This window comes from Novosphingobium sp. ZW T3_23, from assembly GCF_044987305.1.
In the GTDB taxonomy this organism is placed as follows: domain Bacteria; phylum Pseudomonadota; class Alphaproteobacteria; order Sphingomonadales; family Sphingomonadaceae; genus Novosphingobium.
Genome location: NZ_JBJDRF010000083.1, coordinates 1 through 16,341 on the forward strand (window position 1 = coordinate 1; position 16,341 = coordinate 16,341).

Annotated in this window: 17 protein-coding genes, 1 tRNA gene and 1 pseudogene; 7 read left to right on the forward strand and 12 right to left on the reverse strand. The window is 66.5% G+C overall.

What is annotated here, in order from left to right; genetic code table 11:
- Positions 1 to 178 precede the first annotated feature (178 nt).
- Complete coding sequence (locus tag ACI3K3_RS23970; RefSeq protein WP_147221670.1) at positions 179 to 850, reverse strand: glutathione S-transferase family protein; 672 nt, start codon at positions 848 to 850, stop codon at positions 179 to 181.
- A gap of 196 nt (positions 851 to 1,046) precedes the next feature.
- Between ACI3K3_RS23970 and ACI3K3_RS23975 the strand changes: the two genes are divergently transcribed.
- Complete coding sequence (locus tag ACI3K3_RS23975; RefSeq protein WP_404918346.1) at positions 1,047 to 1,436, forward strand: VOC family protein; 390 nt, start codon at positions 1,047 to 1,049, stop codon at positions 1,434 to 1,436.
- Positions 1,437 to 1,500: 64 nt separating this feature from the next.
- Here the strand turns inward: ACI3K3_RS23975 and metW are convergent, their stop codons facing one another.
- From metW to ACI3K3_RS23990, 3 genes are read right to left on the reverse strand one after another with little or no spacing between them, the layout of a single operon-like run.
- The gene (gene metW, locus ACI3K3_RS23980) at positions 1,501 to 2,094 is read right to left on the reverse strand and encodes a methionine biosynthesis protein MetW (RefSeq protein ID WP_404918348.1); all 594 of its coding nucleotides are present in this window, start codon (positions 2,092 to 2,094) and stop codon (positions 1,501 to 1,503) included.
- Positions 2,091 to 2,537: a GNAT family N-acetyltransferase gene (locus ACI3K3_RS23985; protein WP_404918350.1), complete on the reverse strand. Its 447-nt coding sequence runs from the start codon at positions 2,535 to 2,537 to the stop codon at positions 2,091 to 2,093. The genes metW and ACI3K3_RS23985 overlap by 4 nt, the downstream gene beginning before the upstream one ends.
- On the reverse strand, positions 2,534 to 3,640 hold the full coding sequence (locus ACI3K3_RS23990; protein ID WP_404918352.1) for a homoserine O-acetyltransferase: 1,107 nt from the start codon (positions 3,638 to 3,640) through the stop codon (positions 2,534 to 2,536). Before ACI3K3_RS23990 ends, ACI3K3_RS23985 begins: the two co-directional genes overlap by 4 nt.
- Positions 3,641 to 3,899: 259 nt before the next feature.
- Here ACI3K3_RS23990 and hisC point away from each other — a divergent pair, with 259 nt between their 5' ends.
- From hisC to ACI3K3_RS24005, 3 genes are all read left to right on the forward strand, one after another.
- Entirely contained in the window at positions 3,900 to 5,030 is a 1,131-nt protein-coding gene (gene hisC, locus ACI3K3_RS23995; RefSeq protein ID WP_404918354.1) for a histidinol-phosphate transaminase, read from the forward strand.
- Positions 5,027 to 5,947, forward strand: coding sequence for a prephenate/arogenate dehydrogenase family protein (locus ACI3K3_RS24000; RefSeq protein ID WP_404918356.1), 921 nt, complete (start codon positions 5,027 to 5,029; stop codon positions 5,945 to 5,947). The genes hisC and ACI3K3_RS24000 overlap by 4 nt, the downstream gene beginning before the upstream one ends.
- A 93-nt stretch (positions 5,948 to 6,040) precedes the next feature.
- The gene (locus ACI3K3_RS24005) at positions 6,041 to 6,847 is read left to right on the forward strand and encodes a transglutaminase family protein (protein WP_404918358.1); all 807 of its coding nucleotides are present in this window, start codon (positions 6,041 to 6,043) and stop codon (positions 6,845 to 6,847) included.
- Here ACI3K3_RS24005 and ACI3K3_RS24010 read toward each other — a convergent pair.
- The 4 genes from ACI3K3_RS24010 to ftsE form a co-directional block, all read right to left on the reverse strand.
- Positions 6,844 to 7,539 carry a lysophospholipid acyltransferase family protein gene (locus ACI3K3_RS24010; protein WP_404918360.1) on the reverse strand — a complete coding sequence of 232 codons (696 nt, stop codon included), beginning with the start codon at positions 7,537 to 7,539 and terminating at the stop codon, positions 6,844 to 6,846. The two genes, ACI3K3_RS24005 and ACI3K3_RS24010, sit on opposite strands and share 4 nt — an antisense overlap.
- Complete coding sequence (locus tag ACI3K3_RS24015; RefSeq protein ID WP_313441138.1) at positions 7,539 to 8,090, reverse strand: YdcF family protein; 552 nt, start codon at positions 8,088 to 8,090, stop codon at positions 7,539 to 7,541. Before ACI3K3_RS24015 ends, ACI3K3_RS24010 begins: the two co-directional genes overlap by 1 nt.
- 26 nt (positions 8,091 to 8,116) lie before the next feature.
- On the reverse strand, positions 8,117 to 8,965 hold the full coding sequence (locus ACI3K3_RS24020) for a cell division protein FtsX (protein ID WP_404918374.1): 849 nt from the start codon (positions 8,963 to 8,965) through the stop codon (positions 8,117 to 8,119).
- A 134-nt stretch (positions 8,966 to 9,099) separates the two neighbouring features.
- Positions 9,100 to 9,813: a cell division ATP-binding protein FtsE gene (gene ftsE / locus ACI3K3_RS24025; protein WP_313441136.1), complete on the reverse strand. Its 714-nt coding sequence runs from the start codon at positions 9,811 to 9,813 to the stop codon at positions 9,100 to 9,102.
- Between the two features lie 146 nt (positions 9,814 to 9,959).
- On the opposite strand from ftsE, the gene ACI3K3_RS24030 reads away from it, so the two are divergent.
- Together ACI3K3_RS24030 and ACI3K3_RS24035 are read left to right on the forward strand one after the other, a co-directional pair.
- Positions 9,960 to 10,907, forward strand: a complete 948-nt coding sequence (locus tag ACI3K3_RS24030) for a zinc-ribbon domain-containing protein (RefSeq protein ID WP_404918363.1) — start codon at positions 9,960 to 9,962, stop codon at positions 10,905 to 10,907.
- Between the two features lie 229 nt (positions 10,908 to 11,136).
- Positions 11,137 to 11,223, forward strand: a tRNA-Leu gene (locus tag ACI3K3_RS24035).
- Between the two features lie 135 nt (positions 11,224 to 11,358).
- On the opposite strand, the gene ACI3K3_RS24040 is transcribed toward ACI3K3_RS24035, so the two are convergent.
- Positions 11,359 to 12,237: an NTP transferase domain-containing protein gene (locus tag ACI3K3_RS24040; RefSeq protein WP_404918365.1), complete on the reverse strand. Its 879-nt coding sequence runs from the start codon at positions 12,235 to 12,237 to the stop codon at positions 11,359 to 11,361.
- A 157-nt stretch (positions 12,238 to 12,394) separates the two neighbouring features.
- Here ACI3K3_RS24040 and ACI3K3_RS24045 point away from each other — a divergent pair, with 157 nt between their 5' ends.
- Positions 12,395 to 13,867 (forward strand): helicase HerA domain-containing protein, encoded by a 1,473-nt coding sequence (locus ACI3K3_RS24045; protein ID WP_404918367.1) that lies wholly within the window; start codon positions 12,395 to 12,397, stop codon positions 13,865 to 13,867.
- A 206-nt stretch (positions 13,868 to 14,073) separates the two neighbouring features.
- Here ACI3K3_RS24045 and nadB read toward each other — a convergent pair whose 3' ends face one another.
- From nadB to ACI3K3_RS24060, 3 genes and pseudogenes are all read right to left on the reverse strand, one after another.
- On the reverse strand, positions 14,074 to 15,687 hold the full coding sequence (nadB, locus tag ACI3K3_RS24050; protein WP_404918369.1) for an L-aspartate oxidase: 1,614 nt from the start codon (positions 15,685 to 15,687) through the stop codon (positions 14,074 to 14,076).
- A gap of 111 nt (positions 15,688 to 15,798) precedes the next feature.
- Positions 15,799 to 16,128 carry a DMT family transporter gene (locus ACI3K3_RS24055; protein ID WP_404918371.1) on the reverse strand — a complete coding sequence of 110 codons (330 nt, stop codon included), beginning with the start codon at positions 16,126 to 16,128 and terminating at the stop codon, positions 15,799 to 15,801.
- A pseudogene (locus ACI3K3_RS24060) lies at positions 16,125 to 16,341 on the reverse strand (ABC transporter ATP-binding protein); the annotation flags it as partial. The gene ACI3K3_RS24055 and the pseudogene ACI3K3_RS24060, both read right to left, overlap by 4 nt.

Consider the following 16,341-nt stretch of genomic DNA (forward strand, 5'->3'; position numbering starts at 1 on the left):
GCGCCGCGATATCCTTGAAAGCTACCGCGCGGCGAACTGATCGATCGTCGTCGTCCCGGGCTTGACCCGGGACCGCTGGCAGTGAACGGCTCACCTCGCGCCGGGGCGCTTTACTGCCAGCTATCGCCTCAAGATTTGCCAGCGGTCCCGGATCAAGTCCGGGACGACGGTTTGTTCCTCAGGCATCCACCTCGGCATAGTGGCTCGGCGGCTGGATCACTTCCATGCGCTCGCTGAGCAGCGGCCGGAACGAGGGCCGCGACTTCATCACCAGATACCAGCCGCGCGCCTGCTCGTGGCTCGACCAGTCCAGCCCGCCAAGATAGTCCGCCACGGAAATCTGCGCGGCGGCGGCGAGATCCGCCAGCGTCATCGTCGCGCCCGCCAGCCAGGGGCGGTTGTCGATCAGATAGTCGATGTAGTCGAGATAGTCGTGCGCCAGCTTCATCGATTCGCGCAGGATCTTGGCATCGGGAGACTGGCGCAGGACGAGGCGCTTCTTCATCCGCTCGTGGAGCAAGGGCCCCGAGACGTCGTTGTAGAAGTTTTCGTCGAACATCGCGATCAGGCGGCGGATCTCGGCGCGCTGGACGGCGGTGCCGCTGATCTGCGGATTGCGATCGACGGTTTCCTCGAAATATTCGCAGATCGCGCGGCTATCGACGATCACCGTGCCGCGCTCGGTTTCCCGAACCACAGGGGTGCGCCCCGCCGGGTTCATCTCGAACAGCCGGTCCTCGCCTTCCCAGGGCCGCGCGGTCTGGAGTTCGTAGGCGATGCCCTTTTCGGCCATGAGCAGCCGGACCTTGCGGCTGAAGGGGCAGAGCGGAAACTGGAAGATGTGCCACATGGCGATTTCGAATGCCAAACCTGCTCGCAAGCGTCCACCCGAACCGGAACGCCCCTTTCCAAGGCCCCGCGAAACGCGTGGATAAGTCCCGGTTTCACCGCAGCAGGGCCAATCATCGTGGCGGCGGAGCGCCCGCGGTTGACCATGCCGACATCGCCTTCCACCCCTGAGCGCGACAGATCGAGAGGAGGAAAGCATGATCCTGAAAAGCCTGCGCCTGGGAACCAACGACCTCGACAAGGCCCGCGCCTTCTACGACGCGACTTTCGCCACGCTCGGCGTCGCGCCTTGCGCCGTGTCCGGCGGATATCCGATCGTCCTCTGGGATCTCGACGGCTTCAAGTTCCTGCTCGGCGCCGCGCGCGACGGCCAGCCGGCCACGCATGCGAACGGCGGCACGATCATCTTCGAGGCCCCCACGGAGGACGCCGTCCGCGCTTGGCACGCAGCCGGTCTTGCCCATGGCGGAACCGACGAAGGCGGCCCCGAACCCAAGCCCCAGGCCCGCGATGCCTTCGGCGCCTACTTGCGCGATCCGGACGGCAACAAGCTGGGCATCTACTGCGGCCTGAAGATGGGCGGCTAAGGGGGCGGCCAAGGAGGCGGCCAAGGGGGGACGACAGCCGGCAGACGGCCGAAAGCCGCCTCCGCTATTCCCGCGACAGCAGGAAAACCGCATGCTCGGCGCGGAAATTGGCCGCCGCCGAGCTGCACTGCCGGTCCCCCGACAGGAACCACGCGCCTTCGACCGCGATTCCGCGCGTCCCAACCAGCTCGCGGAAGTCGTTGACGGTGAGGTGGTGGATGTTCGGCGTTTCGTACCAGGCGATCGGCAGCAGTCGCGTCACCGGCATGCGGCCCCGCCACAGCAGCGACAGCCGCACGCGCCAGTGGGCGAAATTCGGAAAGCTCACGAAAGCGCGGCGGCCGATGCGCAGGAGCTGCTCCAGCACCAGATCCGGCCGCATCGTCGTTTGCAGCGTCTGCGAGAGGATGGCGTAGTCCACCGACTGGTCGGGATAGAAGGCCAGATCCCTGTCGGCATCGCCCTGGATCACCGAAAGCGCCTTGCCGACGCAGAGGCCGACATTGCCGGGATCGAGTTCCATGCCCCGCGCATCGCAACGCTTGTCGTCACGCAGGGCCTGCATCAGCGTGCCGTCGCCGCAGCCCACGTCCAGCACCCGCGAGCCGGGCATGACATGGGCGGCGATCACCGCCAGATCGGGCCGCAGCAGGCTCACGAATCCGCCTCCAAAATCGCGGCGAACGGCCCGGACAACTTCTCCATCAGCCGGTCCGGCCGCACCAGCGGCGTGAAGCCGAGCTTCGCATAGACACCGTGCGCATCCTTGGTGGCCAGCATGAAGCGGCGAATATCGGCATAGCCCGGGCTATCGAGGAACCATCCCACCATCCGGCGCCCCAGCCCCTGTCCGCGCACCCTCTCGTCCACCCATACGTCGGCCAGCCAGGCGAAGCTCGCGCGGTCGGAAATGACGCGTGCGAAGCCCACTTGCGTGCCGTCGGCCAGATAGGCGCCCAGGCAATGCGAACCGGCGATCTGCCGCTCGACTTGCGCGCGCTCGATGCCGGGTGTCCAATAGCTTGACGCCAGCCAGCCATGGATGCGTGCGATATCCAGACGCGCAGCTTCGTCGCTGAGTTCGATTCCCGCCGCGTTCAACGTCCCTCTCCCAGAAAGCCTTCGACGACGCGGTCCAGCGCAGGCACGTCCAACAGGAAGGAATCGTGCCCATAAGGCGCCGAGAGTTCGACGAAACTCACCGGCAGGCCCGCCGCGTTGAGCGCGTGAACCACGTTACGGGAATCGGCGGTGGGATAGAGCCAGTCGGTATCGAAGCTGACGAGGCAATACCGCGCCCTGGAGCCGGCGAAGGCACTTGCCAGCAGGCCGCCATGTTCCTCCGCCAGGTCGAAATAGTCCATGGCGCGGGTGATGTAGAGGTAGGAGTTCGCGTCGAAGCGGTCGGTGAAGGCCAGCCCCTGGTAGCGCAAATAGGATTCGATCTGGAAATCTGCATCGAAGCCGAAGGTCTTTTCCTCGCGGTCCTGCAGGCGGCGCCCGAACTTCTCGGTAAGACCCGCTTCCGACAGATAGGTGATATGCGCGGCCATGCGGGCGACCGAGAGGCCTTTCTCGGGGCCTTTCCCGTGATCGTAATAGGCGCCCTCGCGCCATTCCGGGTCGGCCATGATCGCTTGTCGGCCCACTTCGTGGAAGGCGATGTTCTGCGCCGAATGGCGTGCGGTGGAGGCGATCACCAGCGCCGCGCGGGTGCGGTCCGGGAAATTGGCGGCCAGGCTGAGCGCCTGCATCCCGCCCATCGATCCGCCGACCACGGCATGGAGGCTCTCGATACCCAGAGCGTCAAGCAGCGCGACATGGCCGCGCACCATGTCGCGAATGGTGATGACCGGGAAACGCATGCCCCAGGGGCTGCCGTCCCCGGCCAGGCTGGCGGGACCGGTCGATCCCATGCAAGAGCCGATCACATTGGCGCAGATCACGAAGAAACGATCGGTGTCGATCGGCTTGCCGGGCCCGACCATGCGCACCCACCAGCCGGGCTTGCCGGTCTTGGGGTGGTTGGAAACGACATGGTGATCGCCCGTCAAAGCGTGGCAGATCAGGATGGCATTGTCCTTCGCCGGGTTGAGCGTGCCGTGCGTCTCGTAGGCGATGCGGACATCGGGAAGGCTCTGCCCGCCGTCGAGCGGAAGCGGTTCGGCAAGGCTCAGGATTTTGGTGGCGTTGGTGATCGTCATCGCAGGTCGATCAGTGGGCGTGTGGCGGCGCTTCTGTCAATCGTTCCCGCTGCCTCGGCCAGACGATTCCCTCCGGACCGAAAATGCTCTAAGAGCCCGTTTGGAAATTCGCTGAAGGCGAATTTCGCGGCACCGGCCCGCTCCCCCACCCTACCACCCAACGGTAGTATCCTGCGGGTGGTAGGGTGGGGGAGCGGGCCGGTGCCGCTAAAATGCCCTCTTGGGCATTTTCCAAACACTCTCTAAGGCCGGCCCCGACATGACCGACAGCCAGACCCTTCGCCCGACCTCTGCGCCCCTTGGCGCCCCGCAGCCCAAGCCGTGGATCGACGCGATCCATGCCTATGTGCCGGGCAAGTCGAAAGGCAAGGACGGCAAGCCGCTGATCAAGCTATCTGCCAACGAGAACCCGCTCGGCACCAGCCAGTCGGCGCTCGAAGCCCGCGCACAGGTACCCGCGCTCTATCCCGATCCGGACAGCACCGCCCTGCGCCAGGCGATCGCCGCGAAGCACGGGCTGGACGCTACCCGCGTGGTGATGGGCACCGGTTCGGACGAACTGCTGAACCTTGCCGCACAGGGTTATGCCGGGCTCGGCGACGAAGTGATCTACGTGCGCTACGGCTTCTCGGTCTACGATATCGCCGCGCGGCGCTGCGGCGCGACGCCGGTGGTGGCGCCCGATCTCGACTACGGCACCGACGTCGATGCGCTGCTGGCGCTGGTGACGGACAAGACCCGCGTGGTCTTCGTCGCCAATCCCAACAATCCCACCGGCTCCTACCTGCCCAAGGGCGAGATCGCTCGCCTGCATGCCGGTCTTCCCGCCGATGTGCTGCTGGTGCTCGACCAGGCCTATGGCGAGTATGTCGCCCCCGAAGACGACGACGGCTCGCTGGCGCTGGCCGCCGCGCATGACAACGTGCTGGTTACGCGCACTTTCTCCAAGATCTTCGGCCTCGCGGGCGAACGCATCGGCTGGGCGACCGGCGCGCCGGGCATCGTCGCCACGCTCAACCGCATTCGCGGCCCGTTCAACGTCTCCAGCACCGGACAGGCCATGGCCCTGGCGGCGCTGGGAGACGCCGATTTCGTGGAAGCCAGCCGCGTCCATAACCGTGACGAACGCGCTCGCTTCGTCGAGAAGCTGGATGCGCTGGGCAACTACGGCCTGCGCGCCCTGCCGAGCCAGGCGAATTTCGTGCTGGTGCTGTTCGAAGGCGCGCTCACTGCCGAAATCGCCTTCGACGGACTGGCCGACCGGGGCTACATCGTCCGCTGGCTGCCGGGTCAGGGCCTGCCGCAGGCACTGCGCATCACCATCGGCAAGCCCGAGGACATGGACGTGATCGCCTCGGCCCTGCGCGAAATGGCGGAAGCCGCACGATGAGTTTCGGCAACGTCGCCATCATCGGCCTCGGCCTCCAGGGCGGCTCGATCGGCCTGGCGGTGCAGGAGCACCTGCCCGGCACGCAGACCACCGGCTACGATCTCAGTCCCGCGCACCGGGCGCGCGCCGCCGAGCGCGGTCTGGTCCACAAGGTCTGCGAATCCCCCGCAGAGGCTGTCGAACACGCCGATCTCGTGATCTTCTGCGTGCCGCCGGGCGTCATGGGCCTCGCCGCCGAACAGGTGCGCGCGGCCCTGCCCGCCCACGCGCTCGTCAGCGATGTGGGTTCCAGCAAGCAGGCTATCTCCAAGGCGCTGGGCGAGGCGCTGCCGGACCACATGGTGATCCCCGCCCACCCGGTGGCCGGCACCGAGAATTCGGGGCCCGACGCGGGCTTCGCGCACTTGTTCCGCAACCGCTGGTGCATCGTCACCCCGGCGGCGCGGACCGACCTCGTCAAGCTCAGCGAACTCGTCGGCTTCTGGGAGGCGCTCGGCGCCAATGTCGAGATCATGACGCCCGAGCACCACGATCTCGTGCTCGCCGTCACCAGCCACGTACCGCACCTCATCGCCTATACGATCGTGGGCACGGCTTCGGATCTGGAGGACGTGACGCAGGGCGAAGTCATCAAGTATTCGGCGGGCGGCTTCCGCGACTTTACCCGCATCGCCGCTTCCGACCCGACGATGTGGCGCGACGTGTTCCTGTCCAACAAGGAAGCCGTGCTCACCATGCTCCAGCGCTTCACCGAAGATCTTACCGCCCTGCAACGCGCGATCCGGGTGGGCGACGGGCAGGCGCTGTTCGACCAGTTCACCCGCACCCGCGCGATCCGCCGCTCGATCATCGAGGAAGGCCAGGACGATTCGCGCCCGGACTTCGGACGCGGCGATCACGAACAGGAAGCAGGCTAGAAGAGGCCGATCCGGGCAATCTTCCAAAGGCGGGAGCCGAAGCCGCGATCGCGCTTTGAACGGGAAAGTCGTTCAGGCAGGCGGTTCTCCCCGATGAAGCTCGCGATACTAACGGAACTCGAATACGCGCTGTCCGGTCCGACCGCGATCCTCCTGCAACTGGAGGCGGCGATCCTGCCCGAGCAGGTCGTCCATAAGGCCCGGATCGCGCTACCTCCCGTGGCGCATTTCGCGCGGGTTCCCGGCTGCGACAACATCGGCGAACGGATCTGGCTCCAGGCCGAGCACCACCTCAGCCTGCGCTACGAAGCGATCGTCGAGCCCTGCCGAATGGTCATGCCGATCGAGGGACTGGCCGCCGTGCCGCCGCACCTGCTTCCGGGGGAGACGGTAGACTATCTCATGCCTTCGCGGTTCTGCCCTTCGGACACGTTCCAGACCTTCGTGCTCGATCGGTTCGGAAATCTGAACGGTGGCGATCGGGTCATGGCGATCCGCGACTGGGTGGAAGGGCACATGCGCTACGTGCCGGGAGCCAGCGATGCCCGGACCACTGCGGCCGACAGCTTCCGCTCTGGCCAGGGCGTCTGCCGCGACTATGCCCATCTCGTCATCAGCCTGTGCCGGGCCGGCGGCATCCCCGCGCGTTTCGCCAGCGTCTACGGGCTCGGCGTCGAGCCGCAGGATTTCCACGCGGTGGCCGAAGTGTTCCTGGACGGCGCCTGGCATCTGATCGACGCCACCGGCATGGCGCACCCGGCAGCGATCGCGAAGATCGGTGTCGGACCGGATGCGGCCGGGGCCTCCTTCCTCACCAGCTACGGTCCGGTAACGCTGGAACGGCAGCGGGTGGACGTGCGCGAGGCCGCAAATCCGCCAGATTCTAACACCAAATCCTAGTGATTGAGCGCGTTGATCGCATCCAGGACTTGTGCCTCCACTTCGTCACGGGGAAGTCCTGGCTCGATCCGCGCGCCGACGCGGAAGGTGATCGTGCCCGGCTTCTTCCAGAGGCGATGGTAGAAGCGGCCGCTGTCGACCGCCACCGGCACCACCGGCAAGCCAAGGAGCTTGTAGAGTCCGGCGAAACCCGATTGAAGCGGCATGCTCTGGCCATGCGGAACCCGCGTCCCTTCCGGGAAGATCGCCAGCGGCCGGCCTTTGGAGGCGAAGCTGCGTGCCGAAGCGACCATGGCGCGCAAGGCCTTGGCACCCTGTTCGCGCTCCACCGCGACCACGCCGTACTGGCTCGCGGCCCAGCCCCAGCCCGGCAGGCGAACCAGTTCTCCCTTCGGGAATGGCGCGGGGAAATTCATCATCGCCGGCAGATCGATCGCTTCGAAGAAGCTTTCGTGCTTCATCGCCACCAGCACGCCATCCTCGGGCATCGTGCCTTCCACCTTCAGCCGAATCCCCAGGATCCAGCGGCAGCAGAGGCGATGGAACTGGCTCCACCCGCGCACCACGCGCCGGAGCGGCTCGGTTCCAATAAACGAGGTCACGCCCACGCCGGCGATGAACACCAGGGTTCCGGGATAGAACACCAGATAGAACAGGAGGCTGCGGATGACGTCGAAGGGAGTGGCGCGCATCAATGGGCTTTCCAGGGGGGCCGGTTCCAGAAGTCGAGCGCCATGCGGCCGACGTACTTGTGATATTCCAGAAACAGCGTGCTCAGGCTCGGCCGGGAAGGCACCCCGTCCTCGCGAATATCGATATGGTCAGGCAATTCGCGCGCCAGTTCGTAGGCCGCGCGGCGCATGTGCCAGTCCGCCGTGACCAGCCGCACCGACCGGGCCTTGCGCCGCGCCAGCCAGTTCGCCGCCTCGACGGCGTTGGAGCGCGTGTCGTAGGCTTCGTAGCCGAGGGTGATGCAGCACTTCAGCAGGCGATCGGGAATGCGGAACTCGGCCGCCAGTTCGCGCGGCTTCACCTCGCGATCGACGCCCGAGATCAGCAGGCGCGGTGCCCGCCCGGCGTCCAGCACCGAGAGCGCGCGTTCGATCCGTCCCTTGCTGCCGGTCAGCACGATCACCGCATCGGTCCGCGTCGCATCGTCGAGCGGCCCCGGCAGCGTTACCGCGAACCAGAGGAACCCGAAGAGCCAGATCAGCAGGAAGAAGGCGGCGGTGCGGCGGAACATGAGCGATCTATAGCGACTTGTGCAGGCTATAACATCTTGCGCAGTGCATGCAGCACCGTCAGCCGTGCCGTGAGCATGGCCAGCAGGGTGGAGAGCAGCGGAACCAGCGCCAGCAGCAGCCAATCACTCCAGATAAGCGCGCCGCTATCCACCAATCCCGCGCCCAGGCTGGCGAACCGTCGTCCCAGCGAGAGAATCACCACCATCGCCAGTGCCAGCCCGACAGTGCCGCCGCCCGCCGCATCGTAACCGATCGAGCGCTGGAAGACCCTGGCGACCTGGGTATCGGTGCCGCCCAGCAGATGGACGATCTCGATCACGTCGCGATTGGCGCCCAGCGCAGAGCGTGCCGCCAGCAGTACCGCCGCCGCCAGAGCGCCGGCCAGCAACACCACCAGCGAGATCGACAGCACCTGCAAGGATACCATCGCGTCGAACACGGGCCCCAGCCAGGTCGATTGCGCATCGACTTTCGCCGATGGCGCGACGGCAGACACGGCCTTCTCGATGGCAGAGAGGCGCTGCGCCGTCGCCGGTCCCTTCAGGCGCACGTCGACCAACGACGGCACCGGGATCGCCGCCCCGCTAGCCGCCGAAATCCCGGTGCCGAGCCAGGGCTCGATCAGGGCGTCGAGTTCGGATTGCGGAACTTCGCGCAGCCCGGCAACCTGCGGGAGGCGCTGGATTGCCGCCACGGCAGCTTTCGTCTCCAGCCTCCGGATGTCGTCGCGCGGTTCGAGCACCTGCACGGTGACGCCGCCCTCTATCTCGGCCCGCGCGGAAGAAATGGCGTTGCCCAGCGCAAGGCCCGCGGCCAGCGCGATGGCGGTCATCGCCACCATGATCGCGATCACCCAGGGCATCGGTCCGGACATGCGGGTCTGCGGAATCAGTTCCGCGCCGCGCACGCCCAGACGCCTCCAGAAGATGGCTGGCCAAAAGGAGGAGAGCCGGAAACCAGGCAGGCGCAGGAAACGGCGCCGTTTGGATACGACGGTCAGGCTCTCGCTCATGCCGGCCTGCGCGGAGGATAGCGCAGCGCGCCGGTGGGATCGGCCAATCGCCCCCGGTCCAGCCGCATGATCAGGCTGTCGGGCACCTTGCGGAGCAGGTCGAGGTCGTGGGTGGCGACGACGACCGTCGTGCCCTGCCGGTTCAGCATCTCGAACAGGCGCAGCAGCTTCAGCGCCATTTCGGCATCGACGTTGCCGGTCGGCTCGTCCGCCACCAGCATCGCCGGGCGGGCGATGACGGCGCGGGCGATGGCCACGCGCTGCTGCTCGCCGCCCGAAAGGGTCGCCGGGCGCGCGTCGATCTTTTCCGACAGGCCGACCCATTCGAGGATGTCGCGGACCGGATCGCCGATGTCGCGCTCCTGATGTCCGGCCACCCGCAGCGGCAGGGCCACGTTGTCGAAGGCGGAAAGGTGGGGGATCAGGCGGAAGTCCTGAAATACCACGCCGATCCGTCGGCGAAGGTTGGGCAGGCGACTGCGGGCCAAGGTGATGGCGTCGGTGCCGAACATGCGGATCGCCCCGCGCGAGGGCCGCTGCGCCAGATAGAGCAATCGCAGCAGCGAGGTTTTCCCCGCGCCGCTGGCACCTGTAAGAAAGTAGAACCGCCCCGCGAACAGCGTGAAGGTAAGATCGGACAGCACCTCGCGCTCCGCGCCGTAGCGCAAGCCGACATTGTCGAAATGAACGATTTCCCCGTCCGCGGTCATGCTCGTATAATCTGTGCTGCGTCTGGTCCGAACGGGCGACATAGCGGCTATAGCGAGCATTGAATGTGGAAAAAAGGGCGTTCCGGCTTGTGCCCACAGGTCGATGCCTTGTCGTGGCCGAGTCACTCGTGCTTTAGCTTGCGATCATGATCATCGCTTGCCCAGCTTGCTCTACACGATACGCCGTGCCGGACAGTGCGGTCGGTGTGGACGGCCGCACCGTTCGCTGCGCCAAGTGCCGCCACAGCTGGTTCCAGGAAGGCCCCGAAGCTGCGGCGCCTGCCGCTGAACCGATTCCAGACGGACCGCTTCCTGAGGCACCGACGCCTGGCGAACCGGTGGAACCGCCCCGGCAGCCCGCATTCACGCCGCCGCCCGCCCCGGCTGCTCCGGTTCAGGGCGTCCCGGTACAGGCCGTGCCTTTACAGGCCGCCCCCTTAAAGGATAGCCCCCCGGCACCGCAGGCCGCGCGAGAGGCCATTCGCGTGCCCGGCCGAACCGCGCCGCCTGCCGCTCCGGCAGCTCCCGACGAAGCGGCCGCGACCGCGACGGCATCGGACGATCGCGCCACCCGCAAGTCCGCCCCGGTCTACGACGACACCACCGCCGGCCACTATGCCGACGAAGGGCACTCCAGCTTCGATTTCGCACCGCCGTTCCGTCCGCGTCGCAACTGGACGCGGATCGCGACCTTCGGCTCGGTGCTGTTCGCCGTCGTGACGCTGAGCCTCACCGGCGCGGTCGCCTGGGGCGGGTTGCCCGACTGGCTGCCGATCCCGCACCAGACGTTCTCGCAGGCCCAGCCGGACCTGCAACTCGATTTCCCGCGCAAGCGGCAGGACCGCAAGCCGCTGCCGGACGGCACGGAATTCTTCTCGGTCAGCGGCACCATCAGCAATGTCGGTAGCGAGGCCCGCAAGGTGCCCTCGCTTCTGGTCGTGCTTCGCGACAAGCGGGACCGCATCGTCTATGAAAAGGAAGTGGTGCCCTCGAAGCGCAAGCTGGCTCCGGGCGAGGCGATCACGGTCAACGAAGCGCTGACGGACATTCCCAAGGCGGCATCCGCCGCCGAAATCGGCTGGAAACCCCAGTAACCTCTCGCAAGTCGCCGGTGGCTCGCCGCCGGAATCTCGACGCGCCCGACCGGAAGGCCTGGGCGCGTTTTTGCGTTTCTCACGCATTTCCGCCGGAAAATCAGAGGCGGCTAAAAAAAATCGCCCTTTTTGAAAATAATCGCGCGAAGCCTCTTGCCGGGTCAGGAACCCTTTGCTAGTGGCGCGCTCCTGCCAAGGGGCGGCTTCGCAGCTCCCCGGTGATGATTTAGCGGTCATGGCGGAATTGGTAGACGCGCAACGTTGAGGTCGTTGTGGGCGAAAGCCCGTGGAAGTTCGAGTCTTCTTGACCGCACCATCATCCCTGTAGATCAGGATTGGACAAAAGCCTTCGGGCCCCCGCAAGGGGGCCCGAAAGTCGTTTGGGCTTCTGGAATTTTCGCCGCCCCCCGTCGTGGGTGGAATCCGGCACCCCGGACGAGTCCGGACTTGCTCACGCCACGGCGCGTGCGGATTCCGTTTCGCTGCCATTCGATTCACTGCCATCCGACGAAGCATCGCCCAGCAGGTCGCGCACGATGGCATAAGTGCGGTCGTTATCGACATCGATCGCCTGGGTGCCGTCGGCCATGATCACTGCTCTCACGCGCAGGCCCAACCGGCGCGAAGCCCGCACGACCGCGCCTGACAGCGATTCCAGCCCCAGCTTGATCATCACCAGCCCGACCAAGCCGATCGCGCGCAGGATGCGGGAACTCTCCCGCCCGCCGATCCGAGCGCCCCGGAACACGTCCACCGCATCGACGAAGCGCGCGCTCGCCATGCCGTAAAGGTCGCAAGTGGCGAAGTCGCCGTCGCGCAGGGCGATATAGCTGCGCAGGGCCTTAGGGTGGGCCGCCTCCACCGCATCGCGGCGCGCCAGCGCGAAGGCGACGTCGCAGCCTTCCAGCATCTCGGCCATGGCATCGACCGACTCCGTGCTCAGCAGCGCATGGTCGGCGGTGGTCACCAGCAGCGGGCCGTCCCAGTCCTCCGCAGCGGCGCGGACGCTTTCGGCGATATCGCCCCTCGCTTCGACGAGCGCGACGGACCCGCGCCCCGGCAGGCGCGTCAGCACGTCCCAAATCGGATCGAAAGCCTCCCGCTCGACGCAGACAGCAAGGCTGGCCACGCGCGGATGCTGCGCGGCGGTTTGCAGCACATGCGCGATCAGCGGCCTTCCCGCGAGGGGAATCAGGCAGCGGTGCTTCTCTCCGAACCGCTCCGCAAGGGCATCGACGCCTTCCGGGCCGAGGCCATGGCCTGCCAGTACGACAAGCCGCAAAGGTCGCTGTTCGATGTCGTCGATATCGGGGGAAACCGGAGGAGTCATGATCTCCGAACTTATGCGCGCCGCTTGTGACAGGCCGGTGACTGGCGCGGATTTCCGCGATTCGGCGCCGCCGAAGCGGCAGGCCTGCGACTCAAGTTATGGATAAAGCGGCTGCTTCCGCTTGCCTCCGGCGACCGGCTTGCCCAAGGCAGCAGGCGTGAGCGCCAATATCGTGATCGGCCAGACCCCGAAGGGTGAGTCGATCGAGATCGACATCAAGGAACTTCTCGCGACCCGCCTGCTGGTGCAGGGCAATTCCGGGTCCGGCAAGTCGCACCTGCTGCGCCGCCTCCTCGAAGAGAGCGCCTCCATCGTCCAGCAGGTCGTCATCGACCCCGAAGGCGATTTCGTCAGCCTGGCCGAGGAATTCGGCCATGTCGTGATCGACGGTGCCGCCTATGCGGAAGCCGAGATCGTCCGGCTGGGCGCCCGCATCCGCGAGCATCGCGCCTCGGTGGTTCTGGCGCTCGACGAGCTGGAGATCGACCAGCAGATGAAGTGCGCCGCGCAGTTCCTCAACGCCATGTTCGATGCCCCGCGCGAGCAGTGGTATCCGGCACTGGTGGTGGTGGACGAAGCGCAGATGTTCGCGCCCGCCGCCGCCGGCGAAGTTTCCGAAGAGGCCCGCCGCGTCAGTCTGGCCGCCATGACCAACCTGATGTGCCGTGGCCGCAAGCGCGGTCTGGCAGGCGTCATCGCCACCCAGCGCCTGGCCAAGCTGGCCAAGAACGTGGCGGCCGAAGCCTCGAACTTCCTGATGGGCCGCACCTTCCTCGACATCGACATGGTGCGCGCGGCAGACCTGCTGGGCATGGAGCGGCGCCAGGCCGAATCGATCCGCGATTTGGCGCGCGGCCAGTTCCTGGGCCTGGGCCCGGCGATCAGCCGCCGCCCGGTGGCGGTCAACATCGGCTCGGTGCTGACCGGCGCCAAGTCGATCACCCCCGGCCTGATGCCGCTGCCCACCGCATCGACCGACGAACTGCGCGAATTGCTGCACGACAATCTCCACGTCGAACCGGAACGCCCGGAGTTCGCCCGGCCCGCCCCGCGCCCGGCAGTCGATGTCGACATGCTGAGCGAATCGATCGCGCTGGGCCAGTCCGCCTCGGCAGCCCCGCCGCCGCGCCCCGAACGACCGGAACCCGAGCCCGAGGAAAGCCGGGCGGCAATGCTGGAGATCCTGAACGCGATGGCGCAGGATCCGGAGTGCACGTTCCAGTCCGCGACCACGCTGTTCCAGGACTTCACAATCCGCTGCCGCATGAAGGGCATTTCGGTGCGCGGCGTGGACGCCACGATGTTCCGCCGGGGCTTCGCGGCGGCCATGGCCGGTATCGAGGACCCCGACGAGGAACGCTGGGTCGATCTGGTCAACCTGGCCAAGCACGTCCCCGACGATGCGCTGGCGCCCTTCTACATGATCGCCCGCGCGGCCATGGACGGGCAGCCTTGCCCGGACGACATGACCCTCGCCCGGATCTACGGCACCAGCAGCCCGCGCCGGGTGGCGCGTCTGCTCGACTATCTGGAAAAGGACGGTCTGATCGTGGTGCGCACGGACTTTTCCGGCAAGCGCTCGGTAGGCCTGCCTGACCTCGGCGTCACGACGGCGCCGGTCGAGGGTTGAGGACTTCGTTGCGTCATTACGGGGTAGCCGTGGTATGTGCCTCCGAACCGCTTCCTCCCTACACACCCCGTCGTTCTGAACTTGGTTCAGGATCCATTTCTGACCATCAGCGGCAGCCCGTTCGGCGAGATGGATCCTGAGCCGAAGGCCAGCGCAGCTAAACAAGTTCAGGATGACGGGTACGACGTCGGCTTAGTGCGGCCCCCTCAAGGCACCAGCACGGTATCGTGCGGTTCCGCTTCCGTCTCGCGGTAGTCCAGCGTGAAGTGGAGCCCCCGGCTCTCATGCCGGTGCAGCGCCGAACGGACGATCAGTTCGGCGGTCTGGAGCAGGTTGCGCAGTTCGATCAGGTCGGTCGAGACACGGAAGTGGCGGTAGTATTCCTCGACTTCGCCATTGAGCATCTGGATGCGGTGCATGGCGCGCTCCAGCCGCTTGGTGGTGCGCACGATGCCCACGTAGTTCCACATGAAACGGCGGATCTCGGTCCAGTTCTGCTTGATGACGACTTCCTCGTCGGAATCGATCACCCGGCTCTCGTCCCAAGCGCGGACCGGCGGCGGCGCATCGAAGGCGTCCCAGTGGTCGAGGATATGGGCCGCGCAGGATTCCCCGAAAACGAAGCATTCGAGCAGCGAGTTGGACGCCAGGCGGTTGGCGCCGTGGAGCCCGCTCTCGGTGCATTCCCCCGCCGCATAGAGGCCCGGCAGGTCGGTCTTGCCATCGAGATCGATGAGCACGCCGCCGCAGGTATAGTGCTGCGCAGGCACGACCGGGATCGGCTCTTTGGTCATGTCGATGCCCAGGCCCAGCAGCTTCTCGTAGATGTTGGGGAAGTGCTCGCGGATGAATTCCTCGGGCTGGTGGCTGATGTCGAGGTGGACGTAATCGAGCCCGTAGCGCTTGATCTGGTCGTCGATGGCGCGGGCGACCACGTCGCGCGGGGCCAGTTCGGCGCGCGCGTCGTAATCGGGCATGAAGCGGTGGCCGGTGACCGGGTGGAGCAGCCGCCCGCCCTCGCCGCGCACGGCCTCGGTGATGAGGAAGTTCTTGACGTCCAGGTTATAGAGGCAGGTCGGGTGGAACTGCATCATCTCCATGTTGGAGACGCGCGCCCCCGCCCGCCAGGCCATGGCGATGCCGTCACCCGTGGCACCGCGCGGCGCGGTGGAGAACTGGTAGACGCGGCCCGCCCCGCCGGTGGCCAGGATCGTCGCGCGGGCGGTATGCGCTGCCACGCGGCCCGTCTTCTCGTCGAGCGCATAGACGCCCCAGACCCTACCTGAGCCCGAGTAGCGCAGTTCGTGCCGCCCGGTGATGAGATCGATGCAAGACTGGCCCGGCAGCAGGGTGATGTTGGGGTGATCCTCCGCCGCCTTGAGCAGCGCGCTCTGCACCGCCCATCCGGTGGCGTCCGCCACATGGACGATGCGGCGGTGCGAATGGCCGCCCTCGCGGGTGAGGTGCAGCTCGCTACCCTCGGTATTGAAGGGAACGCCCAGTTCGACCAGCCGCTCGATCGCGTGAGGCGCCCGCTCGATCACGAATTCCACGGTGTCCCGGCGGTTGAGGCCTGCACCGGCGATCATGGTGTCGGAGATATGTTCCTCGAACGTATCGCCCGCATCGAGCACCGCGGCGATGCCGCCCTGCGCCCAGGCCGTGGAGCCACCGGTCAGCCCGCCCTTGGCAAGGACCAGAACCTTCAGCTTTTCCGCCAGTGCCAGCGCGGCGGTAAGGCCCGCCGCACCGGAGCCGACGACGATCACGTCGTGGCAGGGAACCTCTTGCGTGCTATTCGGATCGATCTGCGTAGCCATGCCGGCTCCATGCCGGGACTGTCGCCGGGACGCAATAATTAGCTTCGCAAGCCTTTGCGCGCGGCAATCATGTTGCAGTGCAGCGTCGCCGGTGCCCGCAGGCCGCCCGCGTCAGTGTGCGGAGGACTGCGAAAAGAGGTTCAGGACGATGACACCCGCCATGATCAAAACGATGCCTATCATGGCGGGCAGGTCCAGCTTCTGCCCCTGGAATATCCATGCGATGGCGGCAATCAGCACGATGCCCACGCCCGACCAGATCGCATAGGCGACGCCGGTCGGTATGCCGCGCAGCGCCAGCGAGAGGCAGTAGAAGGCGACCCCGTAACCCACCGCCATGATCGCCGTCGGCAGGCCCCGCGTGAACCCTTCCGACTGTTTCAGGAAGGACGTGGCGATAACCTCCGCGACGATGGCTATGGCCAGATAGAGATAACTCACGCCGCCACGGAACTCGTCAGGCTGACGAACACGTCCTCCAGATCGGCCTCGCGGGTGGTGACGTCCACGATCGCGAAGCCCTGGGCCTGGACCGCCGAAAGAATCTCGCCAGCATTGCTGCGATCCTTGTCGTAGGTGATCCGAAGCTCGCGCTCGCCGGCCTTCTCGCACTTGAGGAAACCCGGGTGGCTGGGCAGCGCCGTGACGTCACGG

Excerpts from the sequence above, each read along its gene's own strand:
- ACI3K3_RS23970 (WP_147221670.1), bottom strand. The coding sequence starts at position 850 with ATGTGGCACATCTTCCAGTTTCCGCTCTGCCCCTTCAGCCGCAAGGTC.
- ACI3K3_RS23975 (WP_404918346.1), top strand. The coding sequence starts at position 1,047 with ATGATCCTGAAAAGCCTGCGCCTGGGAACCAACGACCTCGACAAGGCC.
- ACI3K3_RS23990 (WP_404918352.1), bottom strand. The coding sequence starts at position 3,640 with ATGACGATCACCAACGCCACCAAAATCCTGAGCCTTGCCGAACCGCTT.
- hisC (WP_404918354.1), top strand. The coding sequence starts at position 3,900 with ATGACCGACAGCCAGACCCTTCGCCCGACCTCTGCGCCCCTTGGCGCC.
- ACI3K3_RS24000 (WP_404918356.1), top strand. The coding sequence starts at position 5,027 with ATGAGTTTCGGCAACGTCGCCATCATCGGCCTCGGCCTCCAGGGCGGC.
- ACI3K3_RS24005 (WP_404918358.1), top strand. The coding sequence starts at position 6,041 with ATGAAGCTCGCGATACTAACGGAACTCGAATACGCGCTGTCCGGTCCG.
- ACI3K3_RS24010 (WP_404918360.1), bottom strand. The coding sequence starts at position 7,539 with ATGCGCGCCACTCCCTTCGACGTCATCCGCAGCCTCCTGTTCTATCTG.
- ACI3K3_RS24015 (WP_313441138.1), bottom strand. The coding sequence starts at position 8,090 with ATGTTCCGCCGCACCGCCGCCTTCTTCCTGCTGATCTGGCTCTTCGGG.
- ACI3K3_RS24020 (WP_404918374.1), bottom strand. The coding sequence starts at position 8,965 with ATGTCCGGACCGATGCCCTGGGTGATCGCGATCATGGTGGCGATGACC.
- ftsE (WP_313441136.1), bottom strand. The coding sequence starts at position 9,813 with ATGACCGCGGACGGGGAAATCGTTCATTTCGACAATGTCGGCTTGCGC.
- ACI3K3_RS24030 (WP_404918363.1), top strand. The coding sequence starts at position 9,960 with ATGATCATCGCTTGCCCAGCTTGCTCTACACGATACGCCGTGCCGGAC.
- ACI3K3_RS24040 (WP_404918365.1), bottom strand. The coding sequence starts at position 12,237 with ATGACTCCTCCGGTTTCCCCCGATATCGACGACATCGAACAGCGACCT.
- nadB (WP_404918369.1), bottom strand. The coding sequence starts at position 15,687 with ATGGCTACGCAGATCGATCCGAATAGCACGCAAGAGGTTCCCTGCCAC.